The sequence below is a fragment of the Chryseobacterium sp. UNC8MFCol genome (genome assembly GCF_000482305.1).
Lineage (GTDB): Bacteria > Bacteroidota > Bacteroidia > Flavobacteriales > Weeksellaceae > Chryseobacterium > Chryseobacterium indologenes.
Genome location: NZ_KI535293.1, coordinates 225,753 through 251,772 on the forward strand (window position 1 = coordinate 225,753; position 26,020 = coordinate 251,772).

26 protein-coding genes and 1 riboswitch are annotated in these 26,020 nt (G+C 37.9%); of the genes, 8 read left to right on the top strand and 18 right to left on the bottom strand.

What is annotated here, in order from left to right:
- Positions 1–11: 11 nt before the first annotated feature.
- A complete protein-coding gene (locus M030_RS0122970; protein WP_027375551.1) occupies positions 12–890 on the bottom strand; it encodes an NAD(P)H-binding protein in 879 nt (292 codons plus the stop codon).
- A gap of 172 nt (positions 891–1,062) precedes the next feature.
- Between M030_RS0122970 and M030_RS0122975 the strand changes: the two genes are divergently transcribed.
- Positions 1,063–1,446 (top strand): winged helix-turn-helix transcriptional regulator, encoded by a 384-nt coding sequence (locus M030_RS0122975; protein ID WP_027375552.1) that lies wholly within the window; start codon positions 1,063–1,065, stop codon positions 1,444–1,446.
- 102 nt (positions 1,447–1,548) lie between these two features.
- On the opposite strand, the gene M030_RS0122980 is transcribed toward M030_RS0122975, so the two are convergent.
- Positions 1,549–2,601 carry an NAD(P)-dependent alcohol dehydrogenase gene (locus M030_RS0122980; protein WP_027375553.1) on the bottom strand — a complete coding sequence of 351 codons (1,053 nt, stop codon included), beginning with the start codon at positions 2,599–2,601 and terminating at the stop codon, positions 1,549–1,551.
- A 171-nt stretch (positions 2,602–2,772) separates the two neighbouring features.
- Between M030_RS0122980 and M030_RS0122985 the strand changes: the two genes are divergently transcribed.
- From M030_RS0122985 to M030_RS25690, 3 genes are all read left to right on the top strand, one after another.
- Complete coding sequence (locus tag M030_RS0122985; protein ID WP_027375554.1) at positions 2,773–3,675, top strand: helix-turn-helix domain-containing protein; 903 nt, start codon at positions 2,773–2,775, stop codon at positions 3,673–3,675.
- A gap of 105 nt (positions 3,676–3,780) precedes the next feature.
- The gene (locus tag M030_RS0122990; RefSeq protein WP_027375555.1) at positions 3,781–5,115 is read left to right on the top strand and encodes a carboxylesterase family protein; all 1,335 of its coding nucleotides are present in this window, start codon (positions 3,781–3,783) and stop codon (positions 5,113–5,115) included.
- Positions 5,116–5,220: 105 nt separating this feature from the next.
- Complete coding sequence (locus M030_RS25690; protein WP_155857885.1) at positions 5,221–5,388, top strand: hypothetical protein; 168 nt, start codon at positions 5,221–5,223, stop codon at positions 5,386–5,388.
- A gap of 73 nt (positions 5,389–5,461) precedes the next feature.
- Here M030_RS25690 and M030_RS0122995 read toward each other — a convergent pair whose 3' ends face one another.
- The 6 genes from M030_RS0122995 to lpxK all read right to left on the bottom strand — a co-directional run bounded on the left by M030_RS0122995 (position 5,462) and on the right by lpxK (position 11,305).
- On the bottom strand, positions 5,462–6,934 hold the full coding sequence (locus M030_RS0122995; RefSeq protein ID WP_027375556.1) for an alpha-amylase: 1,473 nt from the start codon (positions 6,932–6,934) through the stop codon (positions 5,462–5,464).
- Between the two features lie 45 nt (positions 6,935–6,979).
- On the bottom strand, positions 6,980–8,077 hold the full coding sequence (gene dinB, locus M030_RS0123000; RefSeq protein WP_027375557.1) for a DNA polymerase IV: 1,098 nt from the start codon (positions 8,075–8,077) through the stop codon (positions 6,980–6,982).
- Between the two features lie 149 nt (positions 8,078–8,226).
- Entirely contained in the window at positions 8,227–8,682 is a 456-nt protein-coding gene (locus tag M030_RS0123005; RefSeq protein ID WP_027375558.1) for a GNAT family N-acetyltransferase, read from the bottom strand.
- 78 nt (positions 8,683–8,760) lie between these two features.
- Entirely contained in the window at positions 8,761–9,276 is a 516-nt protein-coding gene (locus M030_RS0123010) for a TlpA family protein disulfide reductase (protein WP_027375559.1), read from the bottom strand.
- A 204-nt stretch (positions 9,277–9,480) separates the two neighbouring features.
- Complete coding sequence (locus M030_RS0123015) at positions 9,481–10,296, bottom strand: purine-nucleoside phosphorylase (protein WP_027375560.1); 816 nt, start codon at positions 10,294–10,296, stop codon at positions 9,481–9,483.
- Positions 10,280–11,305, bottom strand: coding sequence for a tetraacyldisaccharide 4'-kinase (gene lpxK, locus M030_RS0123020; protein WP_027375561.1), 1,026 nt, complete (start codon positions 11,303–11,305; stop codon positions 10,280–10,282). Before lpxK ends, M030_RS0123015 begins: the two co-directional genes overlap by 17 nt.
- A gap of 87 nt (positions 11,306–11,392) precedes the next feature.
- Here lpxK and truA point away from each other — a divergent pair, with 87 nt between their 5' ends.
- On the top strand, positions 11,393–12,151 hold the full coding sequence (gene truA, locus M030_RS0123025) for a tRNA pseudouridine(38-40) synthase TruA (protein WP_027375562.1): 759 nt from the start codon (positions 11,393–11,395) through the stop codon (positions 12,149–12,151).
- A 181-nt stretch (positions 12,152–12,332) separates the two neighbouring features.
- A complete protein-coding gene (locus M030_RS0123030) occupies positions 12,333–14,087 on the top strand; it encodes an ABC transporter ATP-binding protein (protein WP_027375563.1) in 1,755 nt (584 codons plus the stop codon).
- A gap of 269 nt (positions 14,088–14,356) precedes the next feature.
- Here M030_RS0123030 and M030_RS0123040 read toward each other — a convergent pair whose 3' ends face one another.
- Together M030_RS0123040 and M030_RS0123045 are read right to left on the bottom strand one after the other, a co-directional pair.
- Positions 14,357–14,968 carry a class I SAM-dependent methyltransferase gene (locus M030_RS0123040; protein WP_027375564.1) on the bottom strand — a complete coding sequence of 204 codons (612 nt, stop codon included), beginning with the start codon at positions 14,966–14,968 and terminating at the stop codon, positions 14,357–14,359.
- Positions 14,969–15,072: 104 nt separating this feature from the next.
- Positions 15,073–15,747: a DUF4919 domain-containing protein gene (locus M030_RS0123045; protein WP_027375565.1), complete on the bottom strand. Its 675-nt coding sequence runs from the start codon at positions 15,745–15,747 to the stop codon at positions 15,073–15,075.
- 228 nt (positions 15,748–15,975) lie between these two features.
- Between M030_RS0123045 and M030_RS0123050 the strand changes: the two genes are divergently transcribed.
- Positions 15,976–16,191 carry a hypothetical protein gene (locus tag M030_RS0123050; protein WP_027375566.1) on the top strand — a complete coding sequence of 72 codons (216 nt, stop codon included), beginning with the start codon at positions 15,976–15,978 and terminating at the stop codon, positions 16,189–16,191.
- A gap of 48 nt (positions 16,192–16,239) precedes the next feature.
- On the opposite strand, the gene M030_RS0123055 is transcribed toward M030_RS0123050, so the two are convergent.
- Positions 16,240–17,535: an MFS transporter gene (locus tag M030_RS0123055; RefSeq protein ID WP_027375567.1), complete on the bottom strand. Its 1,296-nt coding sequence runs from the start codon at positions 17,533–17,535 to the stop codon at positions 16,240–16,242.
- Positions 17,536–17,645: 110 nt separating this feature from the next.
- Positions 17,646–18,398, bottom strand: a complete 753-nt coding sequence (locus M030_RS0123060) for a hypothetical protein (protein ID WP_027375568.1) — start codon at positions 18,396–18,398, stop codon at positions 17,646–17,648.
- Positions 18,399–18,583: 185 nt separating this feature from the next.
- Between M030_RS0123060 and M030_RS0123065 the strand changes: the two genes are divergently transcribed.
- Positions 18,584–20,668, top strand: a complete 2,085-nt coding sequence (locus tag M030_RS0123065; RefSeq protein ID WP_027375569.1) for an outer membrane beta-barrel protein — start codon at positions 18,584–18,586, stop codon at positions 20,666–20,668.
- A 90-nt stretch (positions 20,669–20,758) separates the two neighbouring features.
- On the opposite strand, the gene ribB is transcribed toward M030_RS0123065, so the two are convergent.
- From ribB to M030_RS0123095, 6 genes are all read right to left on the bottom strand, one after another.
- Complete coding sequence (ribB, locus tag M030_RS0123070) at positions 20,759–21,406, bottom strand: 3,4-dihydroxy-2-butanone-4-phosphate synthase (protein ID WP_027375570.1); 648 nt, start codon at positions 21,404–21,406, stop codon at positions 20,759–20,761.
- A gap of 92 nt (positions 21,407–21,498) precedes the next feature.
- Positions 21,499–21,624, bottom strand: a riboswitch (FMN riboswitch).
- Between the two features lie 195 nt (positions 21,625–21,819).
- On the bottom strand, positions 21,820–22,170 hold the full coding sequence (locus tag M030_RS0123075) for a DUF2200 domain-containing protein (protein ID WP_027375571.1): 351 nt from the start codon (positions 22,168–22,170) through the stop codon (positions 21,820–21,822).
- 2 nt (positions 22,171–22,172) lie between these two features.
- The gene (locus M030_RS0123080; protein ID WP_027375572.1) at positions 22,173–22,949 is read right to left on the bottom strand and encodes an alpha/beta fold hydrolase; all 777 of its coding nucleotides are present in this window, start codon (positions 22,947–22,949) and stop codon (positions 22,173–22,175) included.
- A 362-nt stretch (positions 22,950–23,311) separates the two neighbouring features.
- Positions 23,312–24,151, bottom strand: a complete 840-nt coding sequence (locus M030_RS0123085) for a hypothetical protein (protein ID WP_027375573.1) — start codon at positions 24,149–24,151, stop codon at positions 23,312–23,314.
- 842 nt (positions 24,152–24,993) lie between these two features.
- Complete coding sequence (locus tag M030_RS0123090) at positions 24,994–25,497, bottom strand: DinB family protein (protein WP_027375574.1); 504 nt, start codon at positions 25,495–25,497, stop codon at positions 24,994–24,996.
- A 27-nt stretch (positions 25,498–25,524) separates the two neighbouring features.
- The gene (locus M030_RS0123095; RefSeq protein ID WP_027375575.1) at positions 25,525–25,908 is read right to left on the bottom strand and encodes a 5-carboxymethyl-2-hydroxymuconate Delta-isomerase; all 384 of its coding nucleotides are present in this window, start codon (positions 25,906–25,908) and stop codon (positions 25,525–25,527) included.
- Between the last annotated feature and the right edge of the window lie 112 nt (positions 25,909–26,020).

The window sequence follows — 26,020 nt, forward strand, 5'->3', positions numbered from 1 at the left end:
TTACTTATGCCTTAAAACTTCGAAGAAAACTCTTTCGCAAACTCTTCAAGTGTTACACTTCCGGCAACAGGTGAGCCGTGGTCAATAAAATCCTTTTGTACCACCCCGGTTCTCATTCCTTTTCCCATTTCTACATACAGTTCCGCCATATCCTGTGGAAGTCCCGCCTGTAGCATACCGTTCAGGGCCTCCTCATCAGAGAATTCAACCCATGGCAGCTCGGGTTTGTTAACAGCAGCACCCAATACTTTAGCAAAATCTGCAGCATTACGAATATCGCTTACAATGTATTTTATATTCTTTCCACTTTCATTTGCAACGAGCTCCTCTGCTGCTGCTTTGGCAATATCATGAGGGTGTACTAACGGAATGCTGGAACCTTCAGGGTAGTTGCCCCCAATGATTCCTGCATTCTGAATTAAAGGAATATCATTGAAGAAATTATTATAAAAATAACCTGCCCTCAGGAATGTAAATGAAGTGTTCTCAACATCCTTATAAAGATTTTCAATAGCGTGAAGTCCTTTAATAGGTCCGTTTTCTACGGGAGAGCCTGCTCCGACACTGCTAAGCATGACAGCTCTTTTTACTCCTGTCTTTTTTAATGCCTCAGCATAATTCTTCCCTGCATTAATGGTATTCTGAACAATATTCGTTGCACTGATTGCCGGAGGTGTCATTACAAAAACGGCATCCGCTCCTTCAAAAGTTTTGGTTAAAAAGTCTGCATCCGTAATAGATCCGATAGCTGCAGTTGCCCCCAATGATTCAATATCCTGTTTTTTGGCTTCATTACTGCTGATTACAGTAATTTGGTGTCCGTTTGCTGCTAATTGTTCAGTTAGTGGTTTAGCAACATTTCCTAACGATCCTGTGATTACAATTTTCATATGTCAATTTTTTATTGATTTTTACTGTCATATGAAGTCGCTATGCATTGATTATTTTGTACAAATTGATCAAGTGACTGCGATTTCATAATAAATATTTTTTTCTTTCCGAAGACAAAGTTATATTTGTACTTACTTTTATACAAGTACTTACCCTAAAGTATGTAGAATTATGACAGCAATTAAAGAAAGCTCAACCATTCAGGAGAACAGGAAGGGAGTACAGGACTGTCCTGTAATGTATGTGATGGAGAGAATTGGTGGTTTCTGGAAACCTATTATTCTGTTCAACCTGGCCACCGGTGAAAAAAGATACAGCGAATTGAAAAGAGCAATTCCTGCAGTCACAGAGAAAATGCTGATTCAGCACTTAAAACAGCTGGAAGCAGACGGCCTGATCATCAGAACGGCGAAACCTGTAGTCCCTCCACATGTAACCTATAGGCTGAGTGAAGCAGGACAGGAACTTGGAACGGTGATAGAAGCCATGGCCGAATGGGCATTTCAGGATATGGAAAGGAATGATATACAGTGCAAAAATACCTATACTGTATAGCTTGCTGTTCGATACAACATCGATAGTAATAGGCTCAAACCTTCCAAAGCAAAAAAAGCAGGTCCTCAAAGAACCTGCTTACCTTATTAAAAAAGAGAAGAATTATAGTGACTTCATATCAATCACAAAACGGTATTTTACATCGCTTTTCAGCATTCTTTCATAAGCCTCATTAATTTCCTGCATTTTGATCATTTCAATCTCCGAAACGATATTATGCTCACCGCAGAAATCCAAGAGCTCCTGAGTTTCAGCAATACCGCCGATAACAGATCCTGCAACTGATTTTCTGCCCATAATCATAGGAACGGTATTAAGAATAGGTTCCAGACCTCCAAGATATCCCACAAGCACATGAGTTCCGTTGATAGTAAGAGTGGCTACGTACGGATTTACATCATGAACGTAAGGAACGGTGTCAATGATCACATCAAATTTCCCTTTCACTGATTTCATTTGATCTTCATCTGTAGAAATGATTACATGATCAGCTCCTAATTGTTTAGCATCCTCGGTTTTTCCCGGAGTTCTTGAAAATAAAGTTACTTCAGCTCCAAGTCCTTTAGCCAGCTTAATGGCCATATGCCCTAATCCGCCTAGCCCTACAACGGCAACTTTGGAGTTGGGGCCTACGTTCCAATGTCTTAAAGGAGACCACGTAGTGATTCCGGCACAAAGAACAGGAGCCACAGCTGCAGGGTCAAGGTTTTCAGGAACCTTTAAAACATGATGGGAATCTACCACTACTTTTTGAGAGTATCCACCGAAAGTATGTCCTCCCGAATGCTTATCATGTCCGTTATAAGTTCCCGTAAATCCGTTCAGACAATATTGCTCAAGATCGTGCTGGCAGCTTTCGCAGTGTCCGCAGGAGTCTACAATACATCCTACACCTGCAAGGTCCCCAACTTTAAATTTAGAAACCTCGCTGCCTATTTTTGTGATTCTTCCGATAATTTCATGTCCCGGAACTGCAGGATAGATTGTTCCGCCCCAGTCGTTTCTTGCCGTATGAAGGTCAGAGTGACATACCCCACAGTATAGAATATCAATTTCTACATCTTTGGATGTTACCTCTCTTCTTTCAATATTCATTTCTTTCAGGTCTGCAGTGGTGTTTTCTGCACCATAAGCTTTTACTGTAAATGTGGTCATTGTTGTATTTGATTTTAAGTTAATACGTTGAAAAAGTTTCTATAACGGTACAAAATTCGATACTTTCGGATAAACCTTGCTTATACAGATTACCGAATTACTTACCAATTTTACAGACATCCTGTGAGTTCATCAGGAAATTGGTAATTTTGAATAATAAAAATATACTTCATGGAAAATCAGGAGGTTGAAATCTATAACAGCGTCTCGGAATATAATAAAATGGCCAATCATGAAACATTGCATCCAATGGTCAGTATCATTGATTTTTCCAAATCAGATCCCATTTGTCAGCACAGAAGAACATTCGGTTTTTACACTGTTTTCCTGAAAGATGTAATGTGTGGAGATATGTTGTACGGAAAACATAGCTACGATTACCAGGAAGGAACATTGGTATTTATTGCTCCCGGACAAACCTATGGAATTTATAACCGGGGGAAATATATTCAGCCGGCCGGTTTTGCTTTGATCTTTCATCCGGATTTGCTGAAAGGAACCAATCTTGGTAAAAATATAAAGGAATATAATTTCTTTTCCTATGATGTTCATGAAGCCCTGCATCTTTCAGAAAAAGAAAGAGAAATTATCCTGGAATGTTTTAAAAATATAAAGCATGAACTCGAACAATCCATTGATAAACACAGCAAGTCATTAATTGTTAATAATATAGAACTGTTTTTAAACTACTGTATGCGTTTCTATGACCGCCAGTTTATCACCAGAGATCATATTAACCAGGGACTTATCGGAAAATTTGAAAACCTGGTCGATGAGTATCTGAAATCTGAAAACCCTAAAAATATCGGCTTTCCCATGGTGAATTACTTCGCCGAAAAACTGAACCTTTCTGCGAATTATTTTGGAGACCTGATTAAAAAAGAATTGGGAATTTCCCCGCAGGAATTTATTCACAATAAACTGATCGACGTGGCCAAGGAACAAATTGTAGCGCACGGAAAATCCATCAGTGAAATTTCTTATGAGTTAGGCTTCAAATATCCACAACACTTTACAAGGTTATTTAAAACCAAAGTAGGTCTCTCTCCGAGTGAATACAAAACCCTGAACTAAAATGCATAGGACAATGGTGATGAACGGATATTTATGTTTAAATTATTTTCTGTTGTCAAAAAACAAAGGTAATTTTAAGGGTAAGAATTTTTAACATTTTTAAAAATGACACCCAATCACCGAGGAAGCCATGTCTTTAAAACACGTTTCGGGAACATTCCGGCCATAAAAGAAAACGGAATTATTAAGGCTAAAAGCATTCGCTATGCCCATTCTGAAAGATTTCAGAGACCGGTTCCGGCAGATTCCTTTTCAGAATTTGTTTTTCCTGATAAAATTCCTGTGTGCCCGCAGGCATTAAGCCCTCTTGTTGAAAAAATGATTGCCCCCACACCGGTTGAAAGTTTTGAGCCAGATGAAGCTACTCAGTATCTTTCGGTATATCGCCCCGAGAATACTATTGAAAACAGTAAATTTCCTGTTGTTGTCTGGATTCACGGAGGTTCTCATGAAATAGGCTGTGGAGATCTGCCTACCGCTGATCCTACAGAATGGGTAAGGGAGCAAGAGATCATTGTCGTCACAGTTTCATACCGACTGGGGCTTTTTGGCTTTTTAGGAGGAAGCGATCAAAGACCTCCGAATCTTGGACTGTTGGATATCATTGAAGCTCTGAAATGGATAAAAAAATATATCAGTGATTTTGGTGGTGATCCGGACAATATTACTCTTTTAGGACAGTCTTCCGGCGGAGATGCTATTGCTCACCTCATGATTTCTGATGATGTAGATCATTTGTTTCAGCGGGTAATCATCCAAAGCGCACCACTGGGGCTGCGCCATAACAGGAAAAAGATGGCGGCTGAATTTCTGCAGAAAACAGAGATCCTGAAAGGTGAAACAAATGTCTATACAATGATGGAAGATTATAAAAAATACGTGCCTTCCGTCATGAAGTATGGTTTGAAAGCAGCGATGCCTTTTGGCCCTCAATATGGATATTATCCGCTATGTTCAGAAGAAGAAGCTCTGGATAAATGGAGGTCTGATGCTAAAAAATATGATGTTTTGATTGGGCTCAATAATAATGAAACGGCTTTTTACCTTAAAACCTCCGAAGCTTTGAATAAATATTTCGGGAAAGGCTGGGGATTAAAGATTATGGATAAAACAGTGGAAACCACTACAGAATTTATTTACGGAACACCGGCCAGAAAATTTGCAGAAAACCATAAACAGGGCGGAGGTAATGTATACTTGTTCAGAATTCATTCACGTTTAAAAGAAAACCATATCGGGGCCCCTCATTGTATCGATCTTCCTTTGATTTTTGGTAATGAGGATGCCTGGAAAGATTCAGAAATGCTCAAGGATATTCCATGGAAAAATATTCATGAGAACGGCCGGAAATTAAGAGCGCTGTGGGCAGAATTTGCAAGAACAGGTACTATTTCTGATAAGTCTGAAAGACCTGACATCCTCCAGCTTCAGAAACTTTAATCTCATCTTATTAATAGACGAAATCCTGTTGTTGCTAGATTTCATGTAGTTATAAATGCTTTTTTTTGTATATTTAATAGTATTTAAATTCAAAATATAATAATTATGAAAAAAACAAATCTCAAAAACGCGAAGAAAATCGAACGACAGGAACTTAAACACTTAACAGGGGGGATCATTATCAGGGATAATATATGTTGCTTTTCTGACGAAAGCAATTTTTGCTGTGAATGGGCTCCGGATCCGTGGAGCTGCCGTGGTATCAGATGTTAATGGAAATAATAAAAATAATAAAGCGTACATCATTTTGTACGCTTTTGTTATTTTAAATCGTGTTTGCATTATTCTATTCAGGAATCCAGACGCTTACATTTCCGGCTGGTACAGGAAAATCTCCCCATCCGTTTTCATCAATGGTAACTGTTTCTTTATATCTTTTCAAAAGGTCTCTGAATTGTTTCCCGGCATATGATTTTCCCATTTCCATAGGTTTGTTATAGGCATCTTTATTGCTTAAAACCACAGCACATCCCGCGTGTTCTTCGTCGCCTTCACGCACCCATCCAAGACAATTGACATCCTCAAAGTAGTCACGCTGCTCCCCATATGCATAGTCTTTTCGTGCAGTAAGCAGCTCTTCAATGCCATCTACTTTGGGCATAAAAATCTCCTGATCGTGGCCTCCTGAATCTTTATCTATATAATGAGCACCGTACAGATCGGGATAAAAAACACATGGATAGCCGTCTTTTCTTAATAAAATTAAAGCATAAGCCAGAGGTTTAAACCATGAGTCAACAGGAGCTTCCAAATCCTGAAGAGGCTGTGTATCATGGTTGGCAACAATACTTACCGAATGAAGAGGATCTGCCTGGGTAAGCGTTTCATCAAAAATTCTTCGCAGATCATAGCTGCTTCCTTCCTTAGATGCATTATGGAAATTGTTTTGTAAGGAGCTGTCGAATAGACTCATACATCCTTCCGTGACTTCAATGTATTTTTGCAGAAGATGAAGGTAACCCGGAGCCCAATATTCACCGACGGCAAATATATTTTTTTCTGAATTGGAACGAAGAAGGGTAAGCCATTCTTTATAAAAGTCAAAAGATATATGCTTCAGGGCGTCAAGCCTTACTCCGTCAAAGTCGGTCTGATCAAAATACCATTTCGCCCATTTGTTGAGTTCTTCCCTTACAAAAGGATTTCGGTGTTCAATGTCGTTATACATCAGGTAATCGTAATTGCCTTTCTCATCATGGATCATTTCTTCCCAGTCGTCTCCGTATTCAGACAGGATCTTATAAATGTGAGATTCCATCCCTTCAGCATAATCTACTCCGCTGAAGCAGGTAAAATTCCATTCGAAATCTGAGTATTTTTTTCCTCTCCCCGGAAAAGTAAATTTAGTGTAAGATTCAATTTCGATAACATCCGAAATGATTTTTTCCCGGTTGTCTTCATCCACTTTTACCACCTTGAACTTTTCAAGCTCATCACCACCGGCTTTATGCCCCAATACAATATCTACAATGACTTCGATATTTTGTTTTTTTAGTGCCTTGATCGCTTTTATATAATCATTTTTGGTACCATATTTTGTGGCGATGGTTCCTTTCTGGTCAAATTCTCCGAGGTCATACAGATCATAGGCATCATATCCTGTGGAAAAGCCACCATTTGTCCCTTTATAGGCGGGAGGAAACCATACGGAAGTAATTCCCAGTTTTGCTAAATATTGGGCTTGTTTTTCGGCTTCCTTCCATAGCTTTCCATCCCCTTCGGAATACCAGTGGAAGAATTGAATCATTGTCGGGTTCATATATTTTGAAGATTTGGTGGATACAAGGTAGTGAAAAAATATAACCTATTCACTCTCGAATTCTTCAAACGGGATTTTTAGTTGAACAGATACCTGTTTTTTTTCTTCCGTGTTAAGGTGGGAGAGAGACAGTCCCAGAAGGCGGACCGCTTTATCGTAGGGGCGAAGTTCCCAAAGCTTTTTCCCTGTATTTAAGTATTGCTCAGGCGAAGTAAAATATTCGTCTCTCGTAATACTTCTTGTGAAAAGAGAGAAATCTTTATACTTAATTTTTAAGGTTAATGTTCTTCCCAGGATATTATTTTTCTGCAGCCTTTGATGAAGTTCATTTCCCAGGCTTTCCAATTTTTCATTAATTTGTTGTTCATCAAAAAGATCTTCAAAAAAAGTTCTCTCCACTGCAACGCTTTTCTGGATCCGATGAGGCTTCACTTCAGAAGTATGAATCCCACGCACGACGTTATAATAATGCTTTCCGGATTTACCAAAAATCCTTACCAGATCTTCCAGGGATCTTTTCTTTAAATCTTTTCCTTTATAAATCCCTAAACTGAACATTTTGTTAGCAGTAACCTTTCCTACACCATAAAATTTTTCAACAGGCAATTCTTCAAGAAAACCTTCTACTTTATCCGGATGAATGGTTTTCTGCCCATTAGGTTTATTGATGTCTGAAGCGACCTTGGCAAGGAATTTATTCACAGAAATCCCTGCAGAAGCTGTTAAGCCGGTTTCTTCAAATATTTTCTGACGAATTTCTCTGGCAATGGCATTGGCAGACTCCATTCCTTTTTTATTCTCCGTAACATCCAGATACGCCTCGTCCAGTGATAAAGGTTCTACAAGATCAGTATATTCATAAAAAATCTCTCTGATCTTTTTTGATATTTCCTTATACCGGGCAAAACGGGGAGGAACGAAAATAAGATGCGGACATTTTTCTTTGGCAGTCTTACTGGGCATGGCAGATCGCACACCGTATTTTCTGGCTTCATAACTGGCTGCTGCAACCACGCCACGATGCTCACCACCTACAGCAATGGGCTGCCCCTTAAGGCTGGGATTATCATGCTGCTCCACGGAGGCATAGAATGCGTCCATATCTACATGTATAATTTTACGAAGCGGCAAAGAAAAATCCATATCACAAAGATATGGATTCCTGTATTGACGGTAAATTTTTATAGTATGTTATAAAAATTAATAACTGTTTCCTGAAAATTAGTTAAAAAATAACGGATTATACCTTCACAGCAATTACTTCGATCTTCTGTTTCCCTGCTTCCAGCTTTTTACTGCTTCAGTCTCATCGTGAGAAGATGAGGTTCAAAACCTGCCTTTTCATAGGCTTTTACAGCAGATTCATTTTCAGCATACACATCCAGCCGTACTTCCGGAATATCTCTGGACTTTGCCCAGCTGATCAGTTCGTCGGTGATGACTTTATTAATGCCTTTTCCTCTGTATTCAGGTTTTACATACATAAACCCCAGATAAGCATATTGCTCAAAAGTATAATAATATTTTTCGGCTTTTTTGATCAGGGCATACCCCGAGCCAATAATTTCATTGTTCTCTTCTGCTACAATCAGTGTCGCATCCGGAGACTTTATAAAATGGCTCAAATCATAGTAATGGATTTCTCCATCAATAAGGGTAATGTTAAAAGGTCGTTCTGCTGAAACTATTCCCTGCTCAAATTCTAATAAAATTTCCAAATCCTGCTCTGTGGCTTCTCTTATGATCATGGTGTTGAATGGTTGAATATGGTGTGAAAGATATCGTTTTAGCACATGTCCTATTATGGGCTAAAAGCTACATCTCAATTATTTTAATAGACGGTCGATGGTCTGTTGAATTTCCGGATCTTCAGGAGAAATGGCATAATATTTTGCTATGGCTGATTTCTGGTCAATTACCATATATCTTGGTATCCAGTTAAGATCCACATAATTGTTGAAGTCATTTTTCCATCCTGACGCAAACCAATAGTTATCCTTATCCTTCATATTGAATCTTGTCAGGCTTTTATCAAAACCTTCTTTTGATCTCTCCAATGAAAGGAATACAAAATCTACATTTGGATTGTTTTTTTCTAATTCCTCAGCTTTTGGGAGGGCCTGAAGACAGTCTCTGCACCATCCTGCCCAAAAGTCGATCACCATTACTTTGCCTTTATGCTGATCCAGGATCTGTTGGATAGTAATTGCTTTTCCATCTTCATCTTCCAGTTTTTGTTTCAAAGCTTCTTTTGAAAAGCCTTTTTTAAGAACGGTGGGTACCTTTTGTGAATAACTTAATCCAAAGATACCTATCATAAAAATTAATAAGAACTTTCTCATTTTGTACAATTTCATTTATACAAAGCTAAACAATGAATTGCAATTGATGCCACGGAAAATTGATCGATTGAAAAATTCTATGAATACTTTTTTTGCCAATAATATCTCGAATCTACACGAATTGGAGAAAACTGAAATATCAGAAACTTAAACACCCTGATTAAATAGGCTTGTAAGCTGAAAAATTAAATATTAATGTGGTAATTAAGAGTAATTTCTGATCAAGCCTTTTACCACTGCAATTACATTCGGCATGGCTTTATTAGCTGCATTTAAAACTTCTTCGTGAGAAACGGCAAAGGCAATATCCGGCCCGCCTAAATCTGTGATCACGGAAATACAGAAGGCATCCATTCCCATATGTCTGGCTACAATGACTTCGGGAACCGTACTCATTCCTACCATATCACCGCCAATGGCCTTTATCATACCATATTCGGCAGGAGTCTCAAATGTGGGGCCTTGTAAGGCTACGTAAACTCCCTGGTGGATTTTGATAGTATGGTCAGAAGCGGCTTGTTCAGCCACAGCAATCATTTTTTTGTTATAAGGTTCGCTCATGTCCACAAAACGGGGACCGAGCTCATCGATATTCTTACCGCGAAGCGGATGCTCAGGCATCATGTTGATATGATCTTTTACAATAACGATGTCAGCAACGCTGTATGCAGGATTTACCCCGCCACAGGCATTTGATAGAATGAGATTCTGAATTCCCAGAAGATGAAATACCCGGATTGGGAATGTCACGGTTTCCATAGAATGACCTTCATAATAGTGAAAACGGCCGCTCATCATCAGAACTTTTTTACCTTCCAGGGTGCCGTAAATTAATTTTCCACTATGTCCGGCAACGGTGGTTTGCGGAAAATTGGGAATGTCTTTGTATTCTAAAACATGAATAGCTTCTACTTCATGCTGCAGTTTTCCAAGTCCTGATCCTAAAACGACAGCAAAATCAGGCGTTTCGTGAATGATATTTTTGATGAAATCCGCTGTCTCTCTAATTTTTTTTAACATAATCCAATATGATTTTATCGAATTCTTCTTTTTTATCAATCAAAACATTGATAGGCCAGTAGTAAACGATTTCTCTAAGATAGTCAAAAGTTTTCAGACGGACATAGTCTTTCTCTGTGGTTAATATCAGTTTATATTCTCCTAATTTTTTATACTCCGCAAGGATTTTTTTAATATCATCATCCGTGAAATTATGATGGTCCCTGAACTTCAGATGGGTCACTCTTTTTGAGAATTTTGACAGATGCTCCAAAAGAGGTTTGGGGTTGGCAATTCCTGTGATTAAAAGAATATCGTAATAATTCAGGTTATTGTCGGGAAGCATTTTGTCTTTTCCGTACACATTCTCATCATACCCGATGGATGAAAAGAATACTTTTTGGTTATATGAAGGACGGATTCTCGAGATATAATATCTTTTCGTTTCTTCTGTCAGCTCATCAGGACATTTGCTGACCATGATGATATCAGCTCTCTTTGCCCCTGCTCTGGATTCTCTAAGGTCTCCGGCAGGAAGAAGATAGTCTTTAAAATAAGGATCATTAAAATCGGTCATCAAAATATTGAAGCCGGCTTTTATAGCTCTGTGCTGCATAGCGTCATCCAATACCAGTACATTCAGATCCATATCTTCGATCACCTTTTTGGCACCGGGCACACGTTCTTCGGAAACAGCGATGACAAAACGGTTCTTGAAACGTTCAAATAACTGCATCGCTTCATCTCCCACGATTTTATAATTACTTTCGTAGTTGGTCACTTCATAGCCTTTGGTGAGCCTTCCGTAACCTCGTGAAAGGACTCCGGTCCTGTAATGTTTGGATAAATACTGGGCAAGATACATCACCATCGGCGATTTTCCGCTTCCACCCACAGACAGGTTCCCGACATTGATTATCGGTGTCTTAAATTTTGTCGACTTAAAAATTCCCAGATCATACATTGTGTTCCGGATACCCGTTACCAAATGATAACCGAGGGAAAAAGGATAAAGGTACCATCTTTTCATACGAATGCAAAAATAGGAATTTTCATAAGCATTTGGTGTAATATTCTCAAAGACTTTTCAACAAATATTTGTTAAATTAAAGTATTTTTGTGGAGTTATTATTATACTTTGAGATACTTTATTGAATTTTCTTACAACGGAAAGAATTATTTCGGCTACCAGATACAGCCGGACGCCGTTTCCGTGCAGGAAGAACTGGAAAAAGCACTTTCCACCATTTTAAGAGAAGAGATTAAAACAACCGGTGCCGGAAGAACGGATACCGGAGTTCATGCCAAGAAAATATTTGCCCATTTTGATACGGAGCAAGAGCTTAGCCCTGAGCTTCCACGCAGGCTGAATAGCTTTTTACCCCCAGATATTTCTATTAAAAGAATTTTTAAGGTAAGGGATGATTTCCATGCCCGTTTTGATGCCACCTACAGAACCTATGAATACTATATTTCGCTGGAAAAAAATCCGTTTACGCAGGAATATGCATGGCAGCACTGGAAAAGATCTCTGGATATAGATAAAATGAACGAAGCCTGTAAGATTTTATTTGAATATGAAGATTTTACAAGTTTTGCAAAGTTAAAAACAGACAACAAAACCAATATCTGCAAAATGTACAAGGCAGAGTGGGAGCAAAACGGAACAGAACTGAAATTTACCGTTTCCGCCAATCGTTTTCTCAGAAATATGGTGCGTGCCATCGTAGGAACCATGGTGGAGATCGGTACCGGAAAACTAAAACCCGAAGATATGAGAAAGGTGATTGAAGACAAGAACCGTAATGCAGCGGGAACCTCAGCTCCCGGGCACGGATTGTATCTGGTGGATGTGGGATATGAGTTTGATGAATGACAGTAGGGCAGAGCTGTTAGGATTCTGATATTATTTTCCTGGTTGAAGTCCCTATGCTATTCATTCTGTAAATAATAGGTATCAGAAATTTTCTATCACGAATTACTCAACTTGTAAAGGCAGTCCGGTTATAAAGTCTTATTTTTGCATAGAATTTTAATTCTTTTCTTCGATCCGAACAATGAAAAAACAAGATACCTGGGGAATTATAAAAAGGCTGTTCTTTATTGGAATGAAATTTCGTTCTTGGTTCATCCTTACATTAGTAATTTCCATCATCCTTTCAATAGTTTCTACATACAGGCCCTATCTGACGATGCAAGTTGTAGATAATGATATCACAAAGCTGAAAGATAAGGCTTTAATGATGAAGCATATCTACATTTTGGTGGGACTGGTATTTGCTGAAACGATTTTAAACTTTTTCCTGGTTTATTTTTCAAACTTTATTTCCCAAAATGTAATCCGTGATATCAGAGAGAGATTATATGCCAAGCTGATCTATTTTAAAACCTCATTTTTTGATAAAACGCCGATCGGGCAGCTGGTAACCCGTGCTGTAGGTGATGTAGAGACCATTGCGACCGTATATACAGACGGATTCCTGATGGTATTTGGGGATATCCTGAGAATTGTATTTGTTTTGGTGATGATGTTCAGCACCAATGTTCATCTCAGTTATATTACCCTGGCAATTTTACCTCTGATGGTAGTGATCACCAGGTTTTTCCAGAAGAGACTGAAAAAAGCATTCGGGGATGAGAGGAACTGGACGGCCAATCAAAACTCTTTCGTCCAGGAAAGATTAGCCGGAATGTCTATTATTCAGGTTTTCAACAGGCAAGATGCAGAGTTTAAAAAATTTGATGATATCAACATTACGTTGAAAGGAGCATTGTTGAGAACGGTTTTCATATTCTCTTTGTTTTTTCCTGTTGTGGAACTTATTTCCTCTTTGTTTATCGGATTTATCCTGTTCTATGGAGGGTATATAACCATCAGTGCCGGAGTGGTGATTGCGTTTATTCAATATATTTCAATGCTGATCCGTCCTCTCAGACAGATTGCAGACCGTTTCAATAATATCCAGAGAGGTATTGTGGGGGCAGAAAGAGTGTTGGGTCTGATGGATGAAGATAATGCAATGCCGAATACGGGAACAGTACAAAAAGATCAGTTTGACGGGAAAATAGAATTCAAGAAAGTACATTTTGCTTACGATGATAAGCAGGAAGTATTGAAAGGAATAGATTTTAAAGTAAACCCCGGAGAGACTGTAGCTATTGTTGGAGCTACTGGTGCGGGAAAATCTACGATTATCAGCCTGATTACAAGATTATATGATATCAATTCCGGAAATATCCTGATTGATGATGTCGCTTTAAAAGATTATGAACTGTACAACCTGAGAAGTCATATCGGAGTTGTATTGCAGGATGTTTTCCTTTTCCATGGAAGTATTTTTGAAAATCTTTCTTTTGGAGATGATACGATTACCCTGGAAAAGATAAAGGCAGGTGCTAAAGAAATTGAAGTCGATCAGTTTATTGAGCAGCTTCCCGGCGGATATGATTACGTAGTAAGTGAAAGAGGCTCATCTATTTCATTAGGTCAGAGACAGTTGTTGTCTTTCTTAAGAGCTTACTTATCAGATCCTAAAATCTTAATCCTTGATGAAGCAACGTCATCGATTGACCACGAAAGTGAAAAATTAATCCAGCGGGCTACCGAAAAAATTACCAAAAACAGAACATCCATTATTATTGCCCACAGACTTTCCACTATTGAGAAGGCAGATAAAATCATCGTCATGGAGCATGGTAAAATTGTAGAGGAAGGAAAGCATTTAGATCTTTTAGACAAGAACGGGTATTATGCTACCTTATACAAAGCGCAGCTTCGTCATGAAGTGGAAATGGAGGAAGAAAAAAAATAAAACAAATACTGAAAAAGAGAGCGCGAAGCTCTCTTTTTTATGAATGATACTGAGAATCTTAATTTTTTAATTATTGCTTTTCCGTCTTCCAGTACTGCCGTTACAGTGATGATTATATTTTTCTGATCAACCGGATATTTGAACTCCGCTGATTTAATGTCCGTTTTCTCATTAACAACCTTCCGGAAGCATCGTAAATATGTACTGAAGAGATTTCTTTTTTATTTAAGGGGGGAAGCGAAAAAAAATAAATTAAAAAAACATACATTTTATAACCGCTTTTTAAAATTGCAGAAAACAAAATTTTGTGTGGTTCCGAAAGGAGTGGTATGATCTTCAGTAATACATTTTATTTTTTCAAAATCATTCCCGAATACATGGGATAGTGATTCTTCATCATATTGCTTAATATCCAGACCGCTGCATTTTGTAGGACCGTTTTTAGAAAAAGTTCCAATGATCAGACATCCGGTGACATTTTTTTTCGCGATATCAATATATTTTGAGACCTGTTCAGGGGTTGTCAGAAAATGGAAAGCGGCTCTGTCATGCCAGATGTCATACGTTTCGGTTGGAGTGAACTCAGTGATGTCAGTTGCGATCCATTGCACTTTTTCAGCGGCTGTGCCCAGTCTTTCTTTGGCTTTTTCTAAAGCTTTGGACGAAATATCAAGAACCGTAATGTTTTCGTATCCTTCTTCAAGAAGAAAATCAACAAGATTACTGTCACCGCCACCGATATCAATAATTTTTGCTTCTTTTCCTAATCCGCAGGAAATAATAAAATCAATTGATGTTTGTGGTTTAGTCTGCGTCCAGCTTACCTGGTCCGGATTCTTCGTTTCATACACATGTTCCCAGTGGCTTTTCTGATTGTTCATCCTTAGATTTTTTTAACTGAATTATTAAGTTTTTCAAATTTATTAATTAATCCGTCAGGTTTTCCCTGATGCCTTCAGATTGTTCGTGACTATTCATTATTATATTAATCTAATATTTTTCCATAAAATCTACTGATGTTAAAGTAGAATCCCGGAATTTTATATTTTCCTTGCTCAAATTGGTGATAGTCACATTTTGAGTTTGAGCTTTGTGACGCAGACTCCATCTGAAACCTGTTCAAAACCACATATTCATCAGTCACAGAAATAACATGGAATCCTGTTTCACATTGTAAGCCATCTCCCGAAGTAAGAATGGCATTTAATAAACCGTGGAAGCTTCCTGCAATTTTTTCTGCTGTAGCATCATCTTTATTTAAATGATACAGGTAAGCCAGGTAATTCATGGCGCGCAGATCCATCGGGTTTTCATCCAAAACATCCCGGAACAGTTGAATTCCTTTTGAAAGATCTTTTTCAGAAATACCTTCCCCGCGATAATATTTTGAAACTTCTTCAGCTTTCTTTCCTGTTTTGTAAGGCTTGTATCCTTTTTGAAAAGTATATCCAAAATAAAGGTGACGGTATTCACTGCCGGTAAGCGAAGGATCATTCTCTTTGAGTCTTTTTAAAAGAATGGGATAATAAAATTCTGAATTTTTATCCTCAATATTCTTTTGAATTGAAGAATAATCGGGTGCTTTGAGTTCCGGCTTCTGTGCCTGGATAATCGTAAGAAGACCGACGAAGAATAATGTGAAAAATGCTTTAGTATTCATAGTTTTCGGTGAGTTGTTATCACTTTTTTTACCACCTTGAAAATACGAAATATACATTCATAGGAAGAAATGAATTATCTATTGGTAAAAAAAGTAGTAAAATATTGATAAAGTCTTATTTTGTATTGATAAATTTAGTAACTTTATTCGGAATTTGAAACGTAACCCCTAAGATTGACAGGGGTAAACAGAATAAAATTGGAATTTTAATTAAATCAGAAAATATAAATGAGCAGTAGTATCCAAGATGAATTTAAAGTCTTTAAAGACGAGTTGAAAAAGTTGAATATCGAAGTACAAAAAGTAGTGAAAGTAGGAAACGGAAGTATGGATTTTCACGAGGTTTTCTACAAATCACCGAGGTACGAAGAGGTAAAAAGTATATACGTCCAACGCCATACGCTGGATAGTATGATTGAAAAATTTAAACAAGCCTACCATTAAAATATATCGGCGCCGCAGAGAATCTGCGGCGCCGATTGTATAAGTTTTTTATACATCTTTATCAAGTGCCGAGGTCTTTTTGGTATCTTTCATTCTTGCATACACAATCAGGGAAAATAAAATACATCCTGTAATGTACCAGTAGAAATATTCTTCGGACCCGATTTTCTTAAACCAGAGGGCAATGTATTCTGCCGTTCCTCCAAATACGGCAACAGTAACCGCATAGGGAAGACCCACACCGAGAGCCCTTATTTCAGAAGGGAAAAGCTCTGCCTTTACCACTGCGTTGATAGAAGTATAGCCACTCACGATAATTAATGCTGCCATGATCAGTAAAAATGCGCCCCACATAGATGTTGTCGTGCTTAATGCGGTGAGAAGCGGTACTGTGAAAAGGGTTCCCAGGATTCCAAAACCTAAAAGGAGTGGTCGTCTTCCGATTTTATCAGATAAAGCCCCGAAGATAGGTTGTAGACAGGCAAAAATAAATAAGGAAATAAATGAAATTAAAGTAGATTCCTCCTTGGTCAGTTGTACTGTATTGACCAGAAACTTCTGCATGTAAGTGGTGTAGGTATAGAATGCCAGGGTACCTCCTAATGTAAGCCCTACCACAGTAAGCAAAGCCTTAGGATGTTTGAAAAGTTCTTTTACCGTCCCTTTTTTCTTTTCACTGACTTCTTTTTTATTTTCAAAAGCCTCCGTTTCATGAAGATTAGCCCGAAGATATAACGCAATAACAGATAATATAGCGCCGATTACAAAAGGAATTCTCCATCCCCAGTCTTCCAGCTGAGCCTCTGTTAATAATAGTTTTTGTAAAATAAGCTGGATACCCAGGGCGATAAGTTGTCCGCCAATTAAAGTGACGTACTGAAAGCTTGAATAAAATCCTCTCCGGTCCCGGGTGGCCATTTCACTAAGATAAGTGGCAGAAACACCATATTCGCCACCAACACTCAATCCCTGGAGTAATCTGGCAAGCAATAGAAGGAGAGGCGCTAAAATACCTATTGAATTATAAGTTGGAGTAAGCGCAATAAGTAACGAACCAAATGACATGAGAAGAACAGAAAGCGTCATAGCTTTTTTTCTTCCGACTTTATCCGCAATACTCCCAAACAGCCACCCACCGATAGGGCGCATCAGAAAACCAACAGCGAAGATTCCTGCGGTATTCATCAACTGCGCATTAAGATCGGAATCCGGGAAAAACGAATGTGAAAAATAAATGGCAAAGGCAGCATATGCGTACCAGTCGTACCATTCTACAAGGTTTCCGATAGAACCGCCGACAATGGCTTTGATTCTCTGAGCGGTAGTAATAGTGGATGTGTCCATGGTTTTATAATCCCAAAAAATTTAGTCTGATGACAGCTAAAATACAAATTTCGATGAAAAACAAAACCGCCCTGAAAAAAGAACGGTTGTAAAGGCCTTCGATAATGTTTTTAAAATCTATACCCCAGGGAAAGTCCGCTTCTGAAGCCGGCCCATGGTCCGTCTACTTTTATTCTGGCACCATTGGCATCGGTTTCTACGGTATATTTTACAAAAGGGATGTCGAGGTTTTCAATTTCTTTTTTAAGCTGTGCCTGCATATCCGGGGTAAGTATATAATCGGAGGTCATACTGAAATCACCTTTTCCGCCTCCGTAATGGGCTCCTGCGATCCAGAAATCAAGAACAAGGTTCTGGCTTCTGGTGAGGAAAAACTGTACCCCAACCATTACTCCGCCGCTGTTTCCTTTGGCACTTCCTCCGCCTTTAAGGGGAATCTGATAGGTGTTTCCATCAGGGCCATTATAATCGTAATAAAAATCGAAAGTATTCGATGAAACATCAGAATACCGGTAATAAGGAGCAATATAAAATCCTTTTCCATAACCTTGTCCCAGGTAGAATCTGGGTTCAATGGTAAAGTTGGTTGCTTTTACCCGAAGATTTTCAAATCTCTTCTCATCTTTATCTTTCAGAAAGGCATTAATGAACGGTACTTTTCCTTCGGGCATTGTTCCGAAACCGATATTAATAGAAAACCATTGGGTGAAAGCTCTCTCATAAGACAGATTGATATTTCTGAATACATAGCCGGTGACATTGGTCTTGACGATATTCATCCTTTCCCCTGTGGGACCAGAAATTTCCTGTGCGCTTACTTCTGAAAAAAGGAAGCAGAGGACAGGTATGATTGCTTTTTTCATGTTCTATTTGTTTTGTGGTGTTAAAAAGTACCAGCAAAAAACGGGCTGAATTTAACATAATAAAAATAATTAACGAAAAAAATTCTATTACAAAATCATAATTGATCTGTTTTTTATTTGATATGGAATAATAAAGTGTAACGAATTTTAAAAGTGAATTGTCCTAAAGGTATAATCTGCCTGACATGAAAAAAACGTTATACACCCTATTTGTTCTTTGCGGGAACCTATTGTTTTCACAGGAAAAAAGCAAAGACACTGCGACTGCTTCACAGACGAAAGACATTCAGGAAGTCATTATAAAATCACAACGTAAAAAACAGTTTGCGGATAAAGCGGTGTATACATTTGATAAGGAAGTGCTCGAAAGAGCGCGATATGCCAAAGATTTACTGAAAACTCTTCCTGAATTACAGCTTGATCCTGTATCCAATACCATTACGAGTACGAAGGGGGGGACCACACTATTTCTGATCAACGGCATAGAAGCTACCGACCTGCAAATCCGTAGTATTGCTCCCGGCGAAGTAGTGAAAGTAGAGTATTATGATATTCCTCCCGCTCGCTGGTCGGCAAGAGCAGATACCGTTGTGAACATTTTAACCAAGTCTACGGAAACAGGATATATTTTTGGTGCAGATGTTTCGTCAGCTTTAAATACTGGATTTGTTAATGGTTCTGCATATGCCAATTTTACAAAAGGTAGCAATGATTTCGGGTTTGAATATTCTATAAATGTAAGAGATTATAATGATAGGAGAGTCAACAGTATTTACGATTATCAGTTAAGCGGATTGCATTACCGTTCTAATGAAAACAGAAAAGATCATTTTGGATATACCAACCAGAATATGGCATTACGTTATACACGCCTGGTCCCTGATGATTATGCTTTTCAGGCGAAGCTGGATATGAATATTTTCAGCAGATTTTCAAAAGGCACAGGGCAAAGTGTTTTTACAAAGGATAATCTTATCGAAGAACATGCCATGTTTAAAAATAACGGCTCAGACTACGTTATTCCTAAGCTGGATCTTTATTATTCTAAAAAGGTCGGTGAAAAAGACGAGCTGAGCATTAATCTGGTTGGATCTCATTATACAACTGGTACTTCAGAAACCGCTCAGGAATGGGTTATCGGTTCCGGACTTTCCGTATATGATAATGATATGACGCTTAAAGCTAAACAAACCAGTTGGGTAGGAGAGCTGGCACATACCCATGATTTTAAAGCAGGGAAACTGTCATCGGGATATCGGGTTTCGAATACCTCAATTTCCAATGATTTGAATAATCTGAGCGGCTTTTCCCGATATAATGTCAATTATCTTGAGCAGTATTTTTATTCTGAATTTTCAGGTAAGGCTGGTCAGTTGAGCTATCGCATTGGTGCTGGGCTCACCAATATTCATAATAAGAGTGCAGAGAATACTTTTAATGAATGGACTTTTACTCCTAAAGTTATTGTAAGTTATCAGTTGAAAAATAATCAGACCCTTCGCTTTACGGGAAGTTTTAGTCCGGTAAGTCCTGTAAGTAATGCGTTAAGCAGTAATGTTGTACAGCTGGCTCCCAATATCGTACAGCGGGGAAATCCTTTTTTAAAATCCCAGCAGGTTTTTTCTAATGCTTTGACTTATTCTTTTAACAATAAACATTTTGATTTTAATGCTGGTTTATTTTACAGGTATACGGATCGGGTCATTAATCAGTATTATGTACTGGATGAGGAACGCGGAGGATATGCTTTGACCTATGAAAACGGACAGAATGGGCAAAGGTATGGAGCTCAGATAACAGGTTCTTATAAACCTTTTGGCAATAGCCTTCTTGTGGTAAAGCTTGTGTTGACGCCTACTTCGGAGACGATAAAAACAAGTTCGGGAGCATTGATTAAGAATAATTATTTAGGAAATTCGTTTGTATTATCTTCAGAATATAAGTCGTTTTCATTTCAATATATGTTCAATATTCCTGTATATAGCCTGAGTGGGGCCTTTCTTAATACCAATGAGAATCAGAATCACATTTTTGTCAGTTATAAATTAAAAAACTGGACCTTTTCTACAGGAATGTACTGGATAGGAATGCCTTCGGAATATAAAACGAAAAGTTTACCGGAAAGCCTTGTGGACTATCGATTACACACGCAGATCATGAATAATAAATCAATGTTTATTCTGGGGCTCAGTTATGATTTTTCAAAGGGTAAAAAAACGGAAATACAAAGAAAACTGAATAATGAAACAGCGCCGGCAGCTACTTTTTAAAATTTATACTGTTTAACCAAAATAAAAGAATCCGTCTCAAAACAATTTGTGAGACGGATTCGTATTGTGCGTTAAATAACTGATGTGACTTTAGTTGCTGAGAATCATTTTGCGGTACGCATATATATCTTCAATCGTAACGACGGTCATTCCTTTTTTAACGGCGAATTCTGCAATTTCCGGGAGTCTTGCCATAGAGCCGTCTTCATTAGTAAGCTCACAAAGTACGGCATCATCGCCAAGGTTTGCCATTTTTACAAGATCAACGCTGCCTTCGGTATGGCCACGTCTTTCAAATACACCTCCTTTTTTGGCTATTAAAGGGAAAACATGTCCCGGGCTGGCAATATGTTCTGCCAGGGCATTGGGTGCTACGGCTGTTCTGATAGTAGTCACCCGGTCTTTTGCAGAAACCCCGGACTCTACGCCTTCCTTAGCTTCGATCGTAATGGTGAATGCGGTTTGATTTTTCGAATTGTTGTTTTCCACCATCGGACGGAGGTTGAGATGCTTACTTTTTTCCTCAGAAATACATAAGCAAACAATACCGCTGCATTCGCGGATCAAAAGTGCCATGTCTTGTTCTGTAATGGTGGAAGCGGGATAGATGATGTCACCTTCGTTCTCACGGTTTTCGTCATCTACCAGTAGAATGCCTTTTCCTTGTTGTAATGTTGAAAGTGCCTTTTCTACACGTTCTTTGGAGGTTGCTCCGAATTGTTCTAATAATTTTTCCATGTTATTTTACTTTTAAAAGTTAAAATAGTCTTCGGTACATGGAAATGAAATACGATTCCATAAGAGCCTCTAAGGAATCTTATCGATCATCTCATTTTCTTCTCCCATCCAGACTTTAACTGTCGGTTCCGGAATTTCACCAGATCAGTCCCTTCAAAAGAAAGGAGTCGCGGACTGTAACCGCCGGTAGGGAATTGCACCCTGCCCCGAAGAAAACTTATACTAAGTTTTGCTGTATGTTGTAATTTAAATTTTTATTTCATTGAATAGTATTTAACGCACAGGGCGCTAATTTCGGGAAGTTTTTTGAATTGAGGAAGAGTTTTGTGATAGTATTTTTCGATAGGTACGAAGGGTTGACACAAAAAACCATCCCGGTAAGGAATGGTATTCTGCAGATATTTTGAATGATATTATTTTCTCAATATTTTCTCCATGGGTTTGCCTTTGGCGAGCTCGTCGATGAGTTTGTCTAAGTAACGGATGTTTCGCATCAGTTGATCTTCAATCTCTTCTACGCGATACCCACAGATAACTCCGGTTATCAATGAGGTATTAGGATTTATTTGCGGGGCATTTTCAAAAAAAGTTTTAAAATCTGTCCTGTTATCCAGTATTTCCTGCAAAGCTGTCTCATCATAGCCGGTCAGCCAGAATATAATTTCATGTACCTCTTCCCGGGTGCGTCCCTTTTTTTCTGCTTTTTGAATATAATGTGGATAAACACTGGCGAAAGCTGTTGTGAAGATTTTGGTATTCTGCATGATCAAATGAGGTTTTTGATGGCATTCTCAAGTAGAATATTGAATTCTTCAGGCTTTTCCAGCATAGGATAATGCCCGACACCCTCTATAGTTACATAATCGTATTCTTTAAAATACTTACGGTTAGCATCTCTATGGGTAGGAGAGGTGTCAGAATTGATGGCAACCACCGGTACTTTGAGATGCTTGGCAATATCCTTTGAATCAGTTTTGTATAACGGGCTGAGCAGATCAACTGCCAGTTCCGGTTCATTCCGAAGAAATTCATGCTGTATTTTCTCTCTTATGGCAGGTGGCGTCTGTTCTGCAAAAAGATGTTGAGGGAGGAAGTTTTCTACCGCATCTTTGAAGTCTTTACGGTAATAGGTGAGCGTTTGTTCTATTTGTTCTTCAGTATAAGATTCGTCTAAATTCTTTAGTGTGTCGATCAGGACAACTGCTTTTACGTTCGGTATTTTCAATGCTGCCTCAAGGACATAAGCGCCCGACATGGAATGGCCGATAAGAATAATTTCCGAAGAACCTATATCATCAGCTACTGCTTTGATATCGTCCGCATACGATCCGCTTGTCCAGTTTTGCCTGGAGGAATCAGACTTTCCGTGGCCCGCCAGATCCATTTGGATGACGTGGTACTTATGATCGAAATATTCCTGTTGATGGTCCCACCACGTTGAATTTCCCAGCCATCCATGAACGAAGATAAGAGTTGTTTTTCCGCTGCCGGATTCTTTATAATATATTTTCTGATGGTCTGAGGACTTTGTATATTTTTCCATGGGTCTGTTTTTATTGAAGTTTTAGAGGAACTAATGTACAAAAAGACCGGTGAAGATAAATGCCCTTCTGTTTCTGATAATGAAAAACTTTAAAATGCTATGCGGATAACTTATCAACATAACTTATCCACAACAATTTTAATTGGTGGATATTTTGTATTTAAATATAATCTATTGATAAATAATGTATTCTGTTTATTTATTTGTTGTGGGGAAAAGTTATCCACATTTTACCCATGTGTCAAATAAGATATTTAAAAAGTTATCCACATTATTTTGCTTGTATCATAGGGCTGTCTCATGACATTAAATTTAATAATCCCTGCATTGATGTGATGCAGGGATTTGATGTGTTCTACTGTTTATTTAGTGTATTTTGATTTAAGGTTAATCATAAGAACAGCGTAAGAATACCCTGAAGCATCTTTTATTTCACACTTTATATACGTTTGATCTTTTAGGAATGTCTGGTAAAAAACATCCACTTCCAATTTTGTTTCAATGGGAATCGCTTTGGTGGGATGTCCTTCGAGGTTGTTGATTTCGTGGCAATTGTCAGCGCCGAAAAAACGGAAGATTTCTCTTAAAATACATTTCATAACAAATAAAAATGGAACTATCGGATAATTTTCAAAATGGCTTTTGCATTGATTGGGAGTAAAAGGGTCTATCGATATAATAAACTGATGGTCAGCGGATGTCTTGATAATCTGTGTCTTCGGAAGTTTTTCATCATAATACATAATGACATCCGGTTCAAAATAATTTTTATACAATGCCTTAAATGTTTCCTTGGTGATGATATAATGATCCAGTTCGAAAGAATATACTGTTTCCTCCGACACTTTATCTTTTACTGTGAGATGGGTTTTTCCTCTTCTTCCGGATTCCAGTATGCTCTCTCCTGTGATGGTCACAGAGGCTGGCGAATCTTTGTAAGATATCTTTTTTATACGGAGTTTTTCTCCGATAAAGTATGTTTTTTCTTTTGCAGAATTGCTTAAAACCTGGTGCAAACTGCAGCTTGCTAAAGATGCCAGTGTTTTCAAAAATTTAAGGAAATTTTCATTCTCAAAATTACAGTTGTTAAGTTCTGTTTCTATACTGTTATCTTTTAAGATGATGTGTTCCGGGATGATGGTGTAAGGAGATGTTTCCCCGATATAAGGAATGATGAGTTCTTGGGTGTCTGTTGTTGTCATTTGAATGAAGGATTTTTTTTGAATTATTTAGTGTATGGATATAAAAATTGCTTATCACAACATGATCATGCTGTGAGTATAGGACGTAATGTTTTGAGTGGAATAATTATCCGGACAGGCTGAGCTGTTTTTTCAGAAGCTCATTGAGATGAGTGGCCGGCTGTTTTGGATAGGAGAGATTAGCCTTTCTTTCTCATGGTTGGTGTGTTTTTCATGGTTTATATTTCATTAGTTGGTGACTTATTAATCTGATGCAATTTACAAAAAATAAATCATAAATGAGTATGAATAAATATTCATAAAATGAGGTGCCTTCAGGAAACGCTTTTGGGAAAAAAGGATCAGAAAAAGTTATCCACAAAAAATATCCACAAGGTATTATCCATTGTTGAAATATGCTTTTTCCAGAGTCAAAGTGCAGTTTATTATGTGTTTATGGGATGTTTCGAATTGTTTTGAAAAAAACTTATCCATATTTTATCCACAGTGGTTATATGTGTAATAAAAGTTATCCACATCTTTTATAACGTACAAATAAGATCAGGTTGCCATAATGTACGTACTGGAAACCGGAAAAATCATCTCTGTGAGTGAATGGGAGAATTTTTTAAAATTATGATATTGTGGATAAGTATCGGTTTTATATGTATTTTTCGTATTTCCGGTATTGCCATTTTTGTTTCAGATAAGGTGTTTCCGCGATACTTTAATACAATATTTTCTGGCAAGGGAAATGTATAAAAAGGATTAAAAACGGAAAAATTTACAGGTTTTAGAAGCTGTTTTCTCATGATCCTGATGTATTTTATTATTCCGTTTTTAATATTTCGTTAATGAATTTTTTACTTCTGATCTTTATAAATATTCCAGAAGTTAAAATCAGTCATCGGAGCATCAGTAATTCCTACATTTCTTCCCATCGTTACAATTTGGCCTCTGTGATAGGTGCTGTGAAGAATAGCATGCTGGATGTATTCGTATTTGGAGAAATCACATTGAAACCATTGGGATTCAATTTTTACATTTTTAGAAAGATCTTCTTCAGATAGACTTTCTACATAATCTACTAATTTTTGTGAATTGTTTTTAATGGCATTGAAAACTTCTTCCTTACTGCTTGCTGCCGCTGTCTTTTCAAAATCGAATTCATTATTTTCTGCAATATGGCTCCACCAGTACTCTTGAGTTTGCCAGATGTGATGTAACGTTTTTAAAATAGTCGGGAAGCTTGAAATGGTTTCCTGATTAAGCTGTTCATCAGATTTTGTGGATAACCAGTCAATATATTTGTTGACTACCCAATTGTTGTACTGAACGCTTTTTACGGTTAATGTTTTTAAACTCATGATGATTACTATTTTGTTGATTTGATATTATAGTCCAAAATGCCTGTCTTTACCTTTATTTTCGGGATTGATCAGGGCTTTATTGCTGTAAGTTGCGGCTTCGAATTCACTGACGTTGACCGACAGAAAAGAAATATCGGGAAGCAATTCCGTAAGCCGGAGACTGATCTGTCTTGATAAGCCGGCTTTCTGTTTCGTAGTTCGTCCTTCCATAATGTATCCGAAGACATGCAGGAAGTTTTTTTTATGTTCTGCCAACCGGTAATATTGATAAGGCTGCAGTCTTACCTTAATATCATTAGGGGCAAATAAACCTGTAGCATCAGCAGCTTCATATACTACATTCATGATTTCTCCGGCTGTTTTCAGTTGGAGAATATCTTCTGAACAATCTATGATAAAGTGGGGCATAAATATTATTTTATTGATTGATTTTGTGGTAGATAAAAGTAATAAAAATATAAATCTGTGGTCAAAAAAATAACCATTCTTATCATGAACGGTTATTTTTTTTAATTTTTTA

Excerpts from the sequence above, each read along its gene's own strand:
- M030_RS0123045 (WP_027375565.1), bottom strand. The coding sequence starts at position 15,747 with ATGAATACTAAAGCATTTTTCACATTATTCTTCGTCGGTCTTCTTACG.
- M030_RS0123085 (WP_027375573.1), bottom strand. The coding sequence starts at position 24,151 with ATGACAACAACAGACACCCAAGAACTCATCATTCCTTATATCGGGGAA.
- M030_RS0122985 (WP_027375554.1), top strand. The coding sequence starts at position 2,773 with ATGGAAAATCAGGAGGTTGAAATCTATAACAGCGTCTCGGAATATAAT.
- lpxK (WP_027375561.1), bottom strand. The coding sequence starts at position 11,305 with ATGAAAAGATGGTACCTTTATCCTTTTTCCCTCGGTTATCATTTGGTA.
- M030_RS0123050 (WP_027375566.1), top strand. The coding sequence starts at position 15,976 with ATGAGCAGTAGTATCCAAGATGAATTTAAAGTCTTTAAAGACGAGTTG.
- M030_RS0122980 (WP_027375553.1), bottom strand. The coding sequence starts at position 2,601 with ATGACCACATTTACAGTAAAAGCTTATGGTGCAGAAAACACCACTGCA.
- M030_RS0123095 (WP_027375575.1), bottom strand. The coding sequence starts at position 25,908 with ATGCCCCACTTTATCATAGATTGTTCAGAAGATATTCTCCAACTGAAA.
- M030_RS25690 (WP_155857885.1), top strand. The coding sequence starts at position 5,221 with ATGAAAAAAACAAATCTCAAAAACGCGAAGAAAATCGAACGACAGGAA.
- M030_RS0122975 (WP_027375552.1), top strand. The coding sequence starts at position 1,063 with ATGACAGCAATTAAAGAAAGCTCAACCATTCAGGAGAACAGGAAGGGA.
- M030_RS0123090 (WP_027375574.1), bottom strand. The coding sequence starts at position 25,497 with ATGAGTTTAAAAACATTAACCGTAAAAAGCGTTCAGTACAACAATTGG.
- M030_RS0123060 (WP_027375568.1), bottom strand. The coding sequence starts at position 18,398 with ATGAAAAAAGCAATCATACCTGTCCTCTGCTTCCTTTTTTCAGAAGTA.
- M030_RS0123065 (WP_027375569.1), top strand. The coding sequence starts at position 18,584 with ATGAAAAAAACGTTATACACCCTATTTGTTCTTTGCGGGAACCTATTG.
- M030_RS0122990 (WP_027375555.1), top strand. The coding sequence starts at position 3,781 with ATGACACCCAATCACCGAGGAAGCCATGTCTTTAAAACACGTTTCGGG.
- dinB (WP_027375557.1), bottom strand. The coding sequence starts at position 8,077 with ATGGATTTTTCTTTGCCGCTTCGTAAAATTATACATGTAGATATGGAC.
- M030_RS0122995 (WP_027375556.1), bottom strand. The coding sequence starts at position 6,934 with ATGAACCCGACAATGATTCAATTCTTCCACTGGTATTCCGAAGGGGAT.
- M030_RS0123015 (WP_027375560.1), bottom strand. The coding sequence starts at position 10,296 with ATGTTAAAAAAAATTAGAGAGACAGCGGATTTCATCAAAAATATCATT.
- M030_RS0123040 (WP_027375564.1), bottom strand. The coding sequence starts at position 14,968 with ATGAACAATCAGAAAAGCCACTGGGAACATGTGTATGAAACGAAGAAT.
- M030_RS0122970 (WP_027375551.1), bottom strand. The coding sequence starts at position 890 with ATGAAAATTGTAATCACAGGATCGTTAGGAAATGTTGCTAAACCACTA.
- M030_RS0123030 (WP_027375563.1), top strand. The coding sequence starts at position 12,333 with ATGAAAAAACAAGATACCTGGGGAATTATAAAAAGGCTGTTCTTTATT.
- ribB (WP_027375570.1), bottom strand. The coding sequence starts at position 21,406 with ATGGAAAAATTATTAGAACAATTCGGAGCAACCTCCAAAGAACGTGTA.
- M030_RS0123075 (WP_027375571.1), bottom strand. The coding sequence starts at position 22,170 with ATGCAGAATACCAAAATCTTCACAACAGCTTTCGCCAGTGTTTATCCA.
- M030_RS0123055 (WP_027375567.1), bottom strand. The coding sequence starts at position 17,535 with ATGGACACATCCACTATTACTACCGCTCAGAGAATCAAAGCCATTGTC.
- M030_RS0123080 (WP_027375572.1), bottom strand. The coding sequence starts at position 22,949 with ATGGAAAAATATACAAAGTCCTCAGACCATCAGAAAATATATTATAAA.
- M030_RS0123010 (WP_027375559.1), bottom strand. The coding sequence starts at position 9,276 with ATGAGAAAGTTCTTATTAATTTTTATGATAGGTATCTTTGGATTAAGT.
- M030_RS0123005 (WP_027375558.1), bottom strand. The coding sequence starts at position 8,682 with ATGATCATAAGAGAAGCCACAGAGCAGGATTTGGAAATTTTATTAGAA.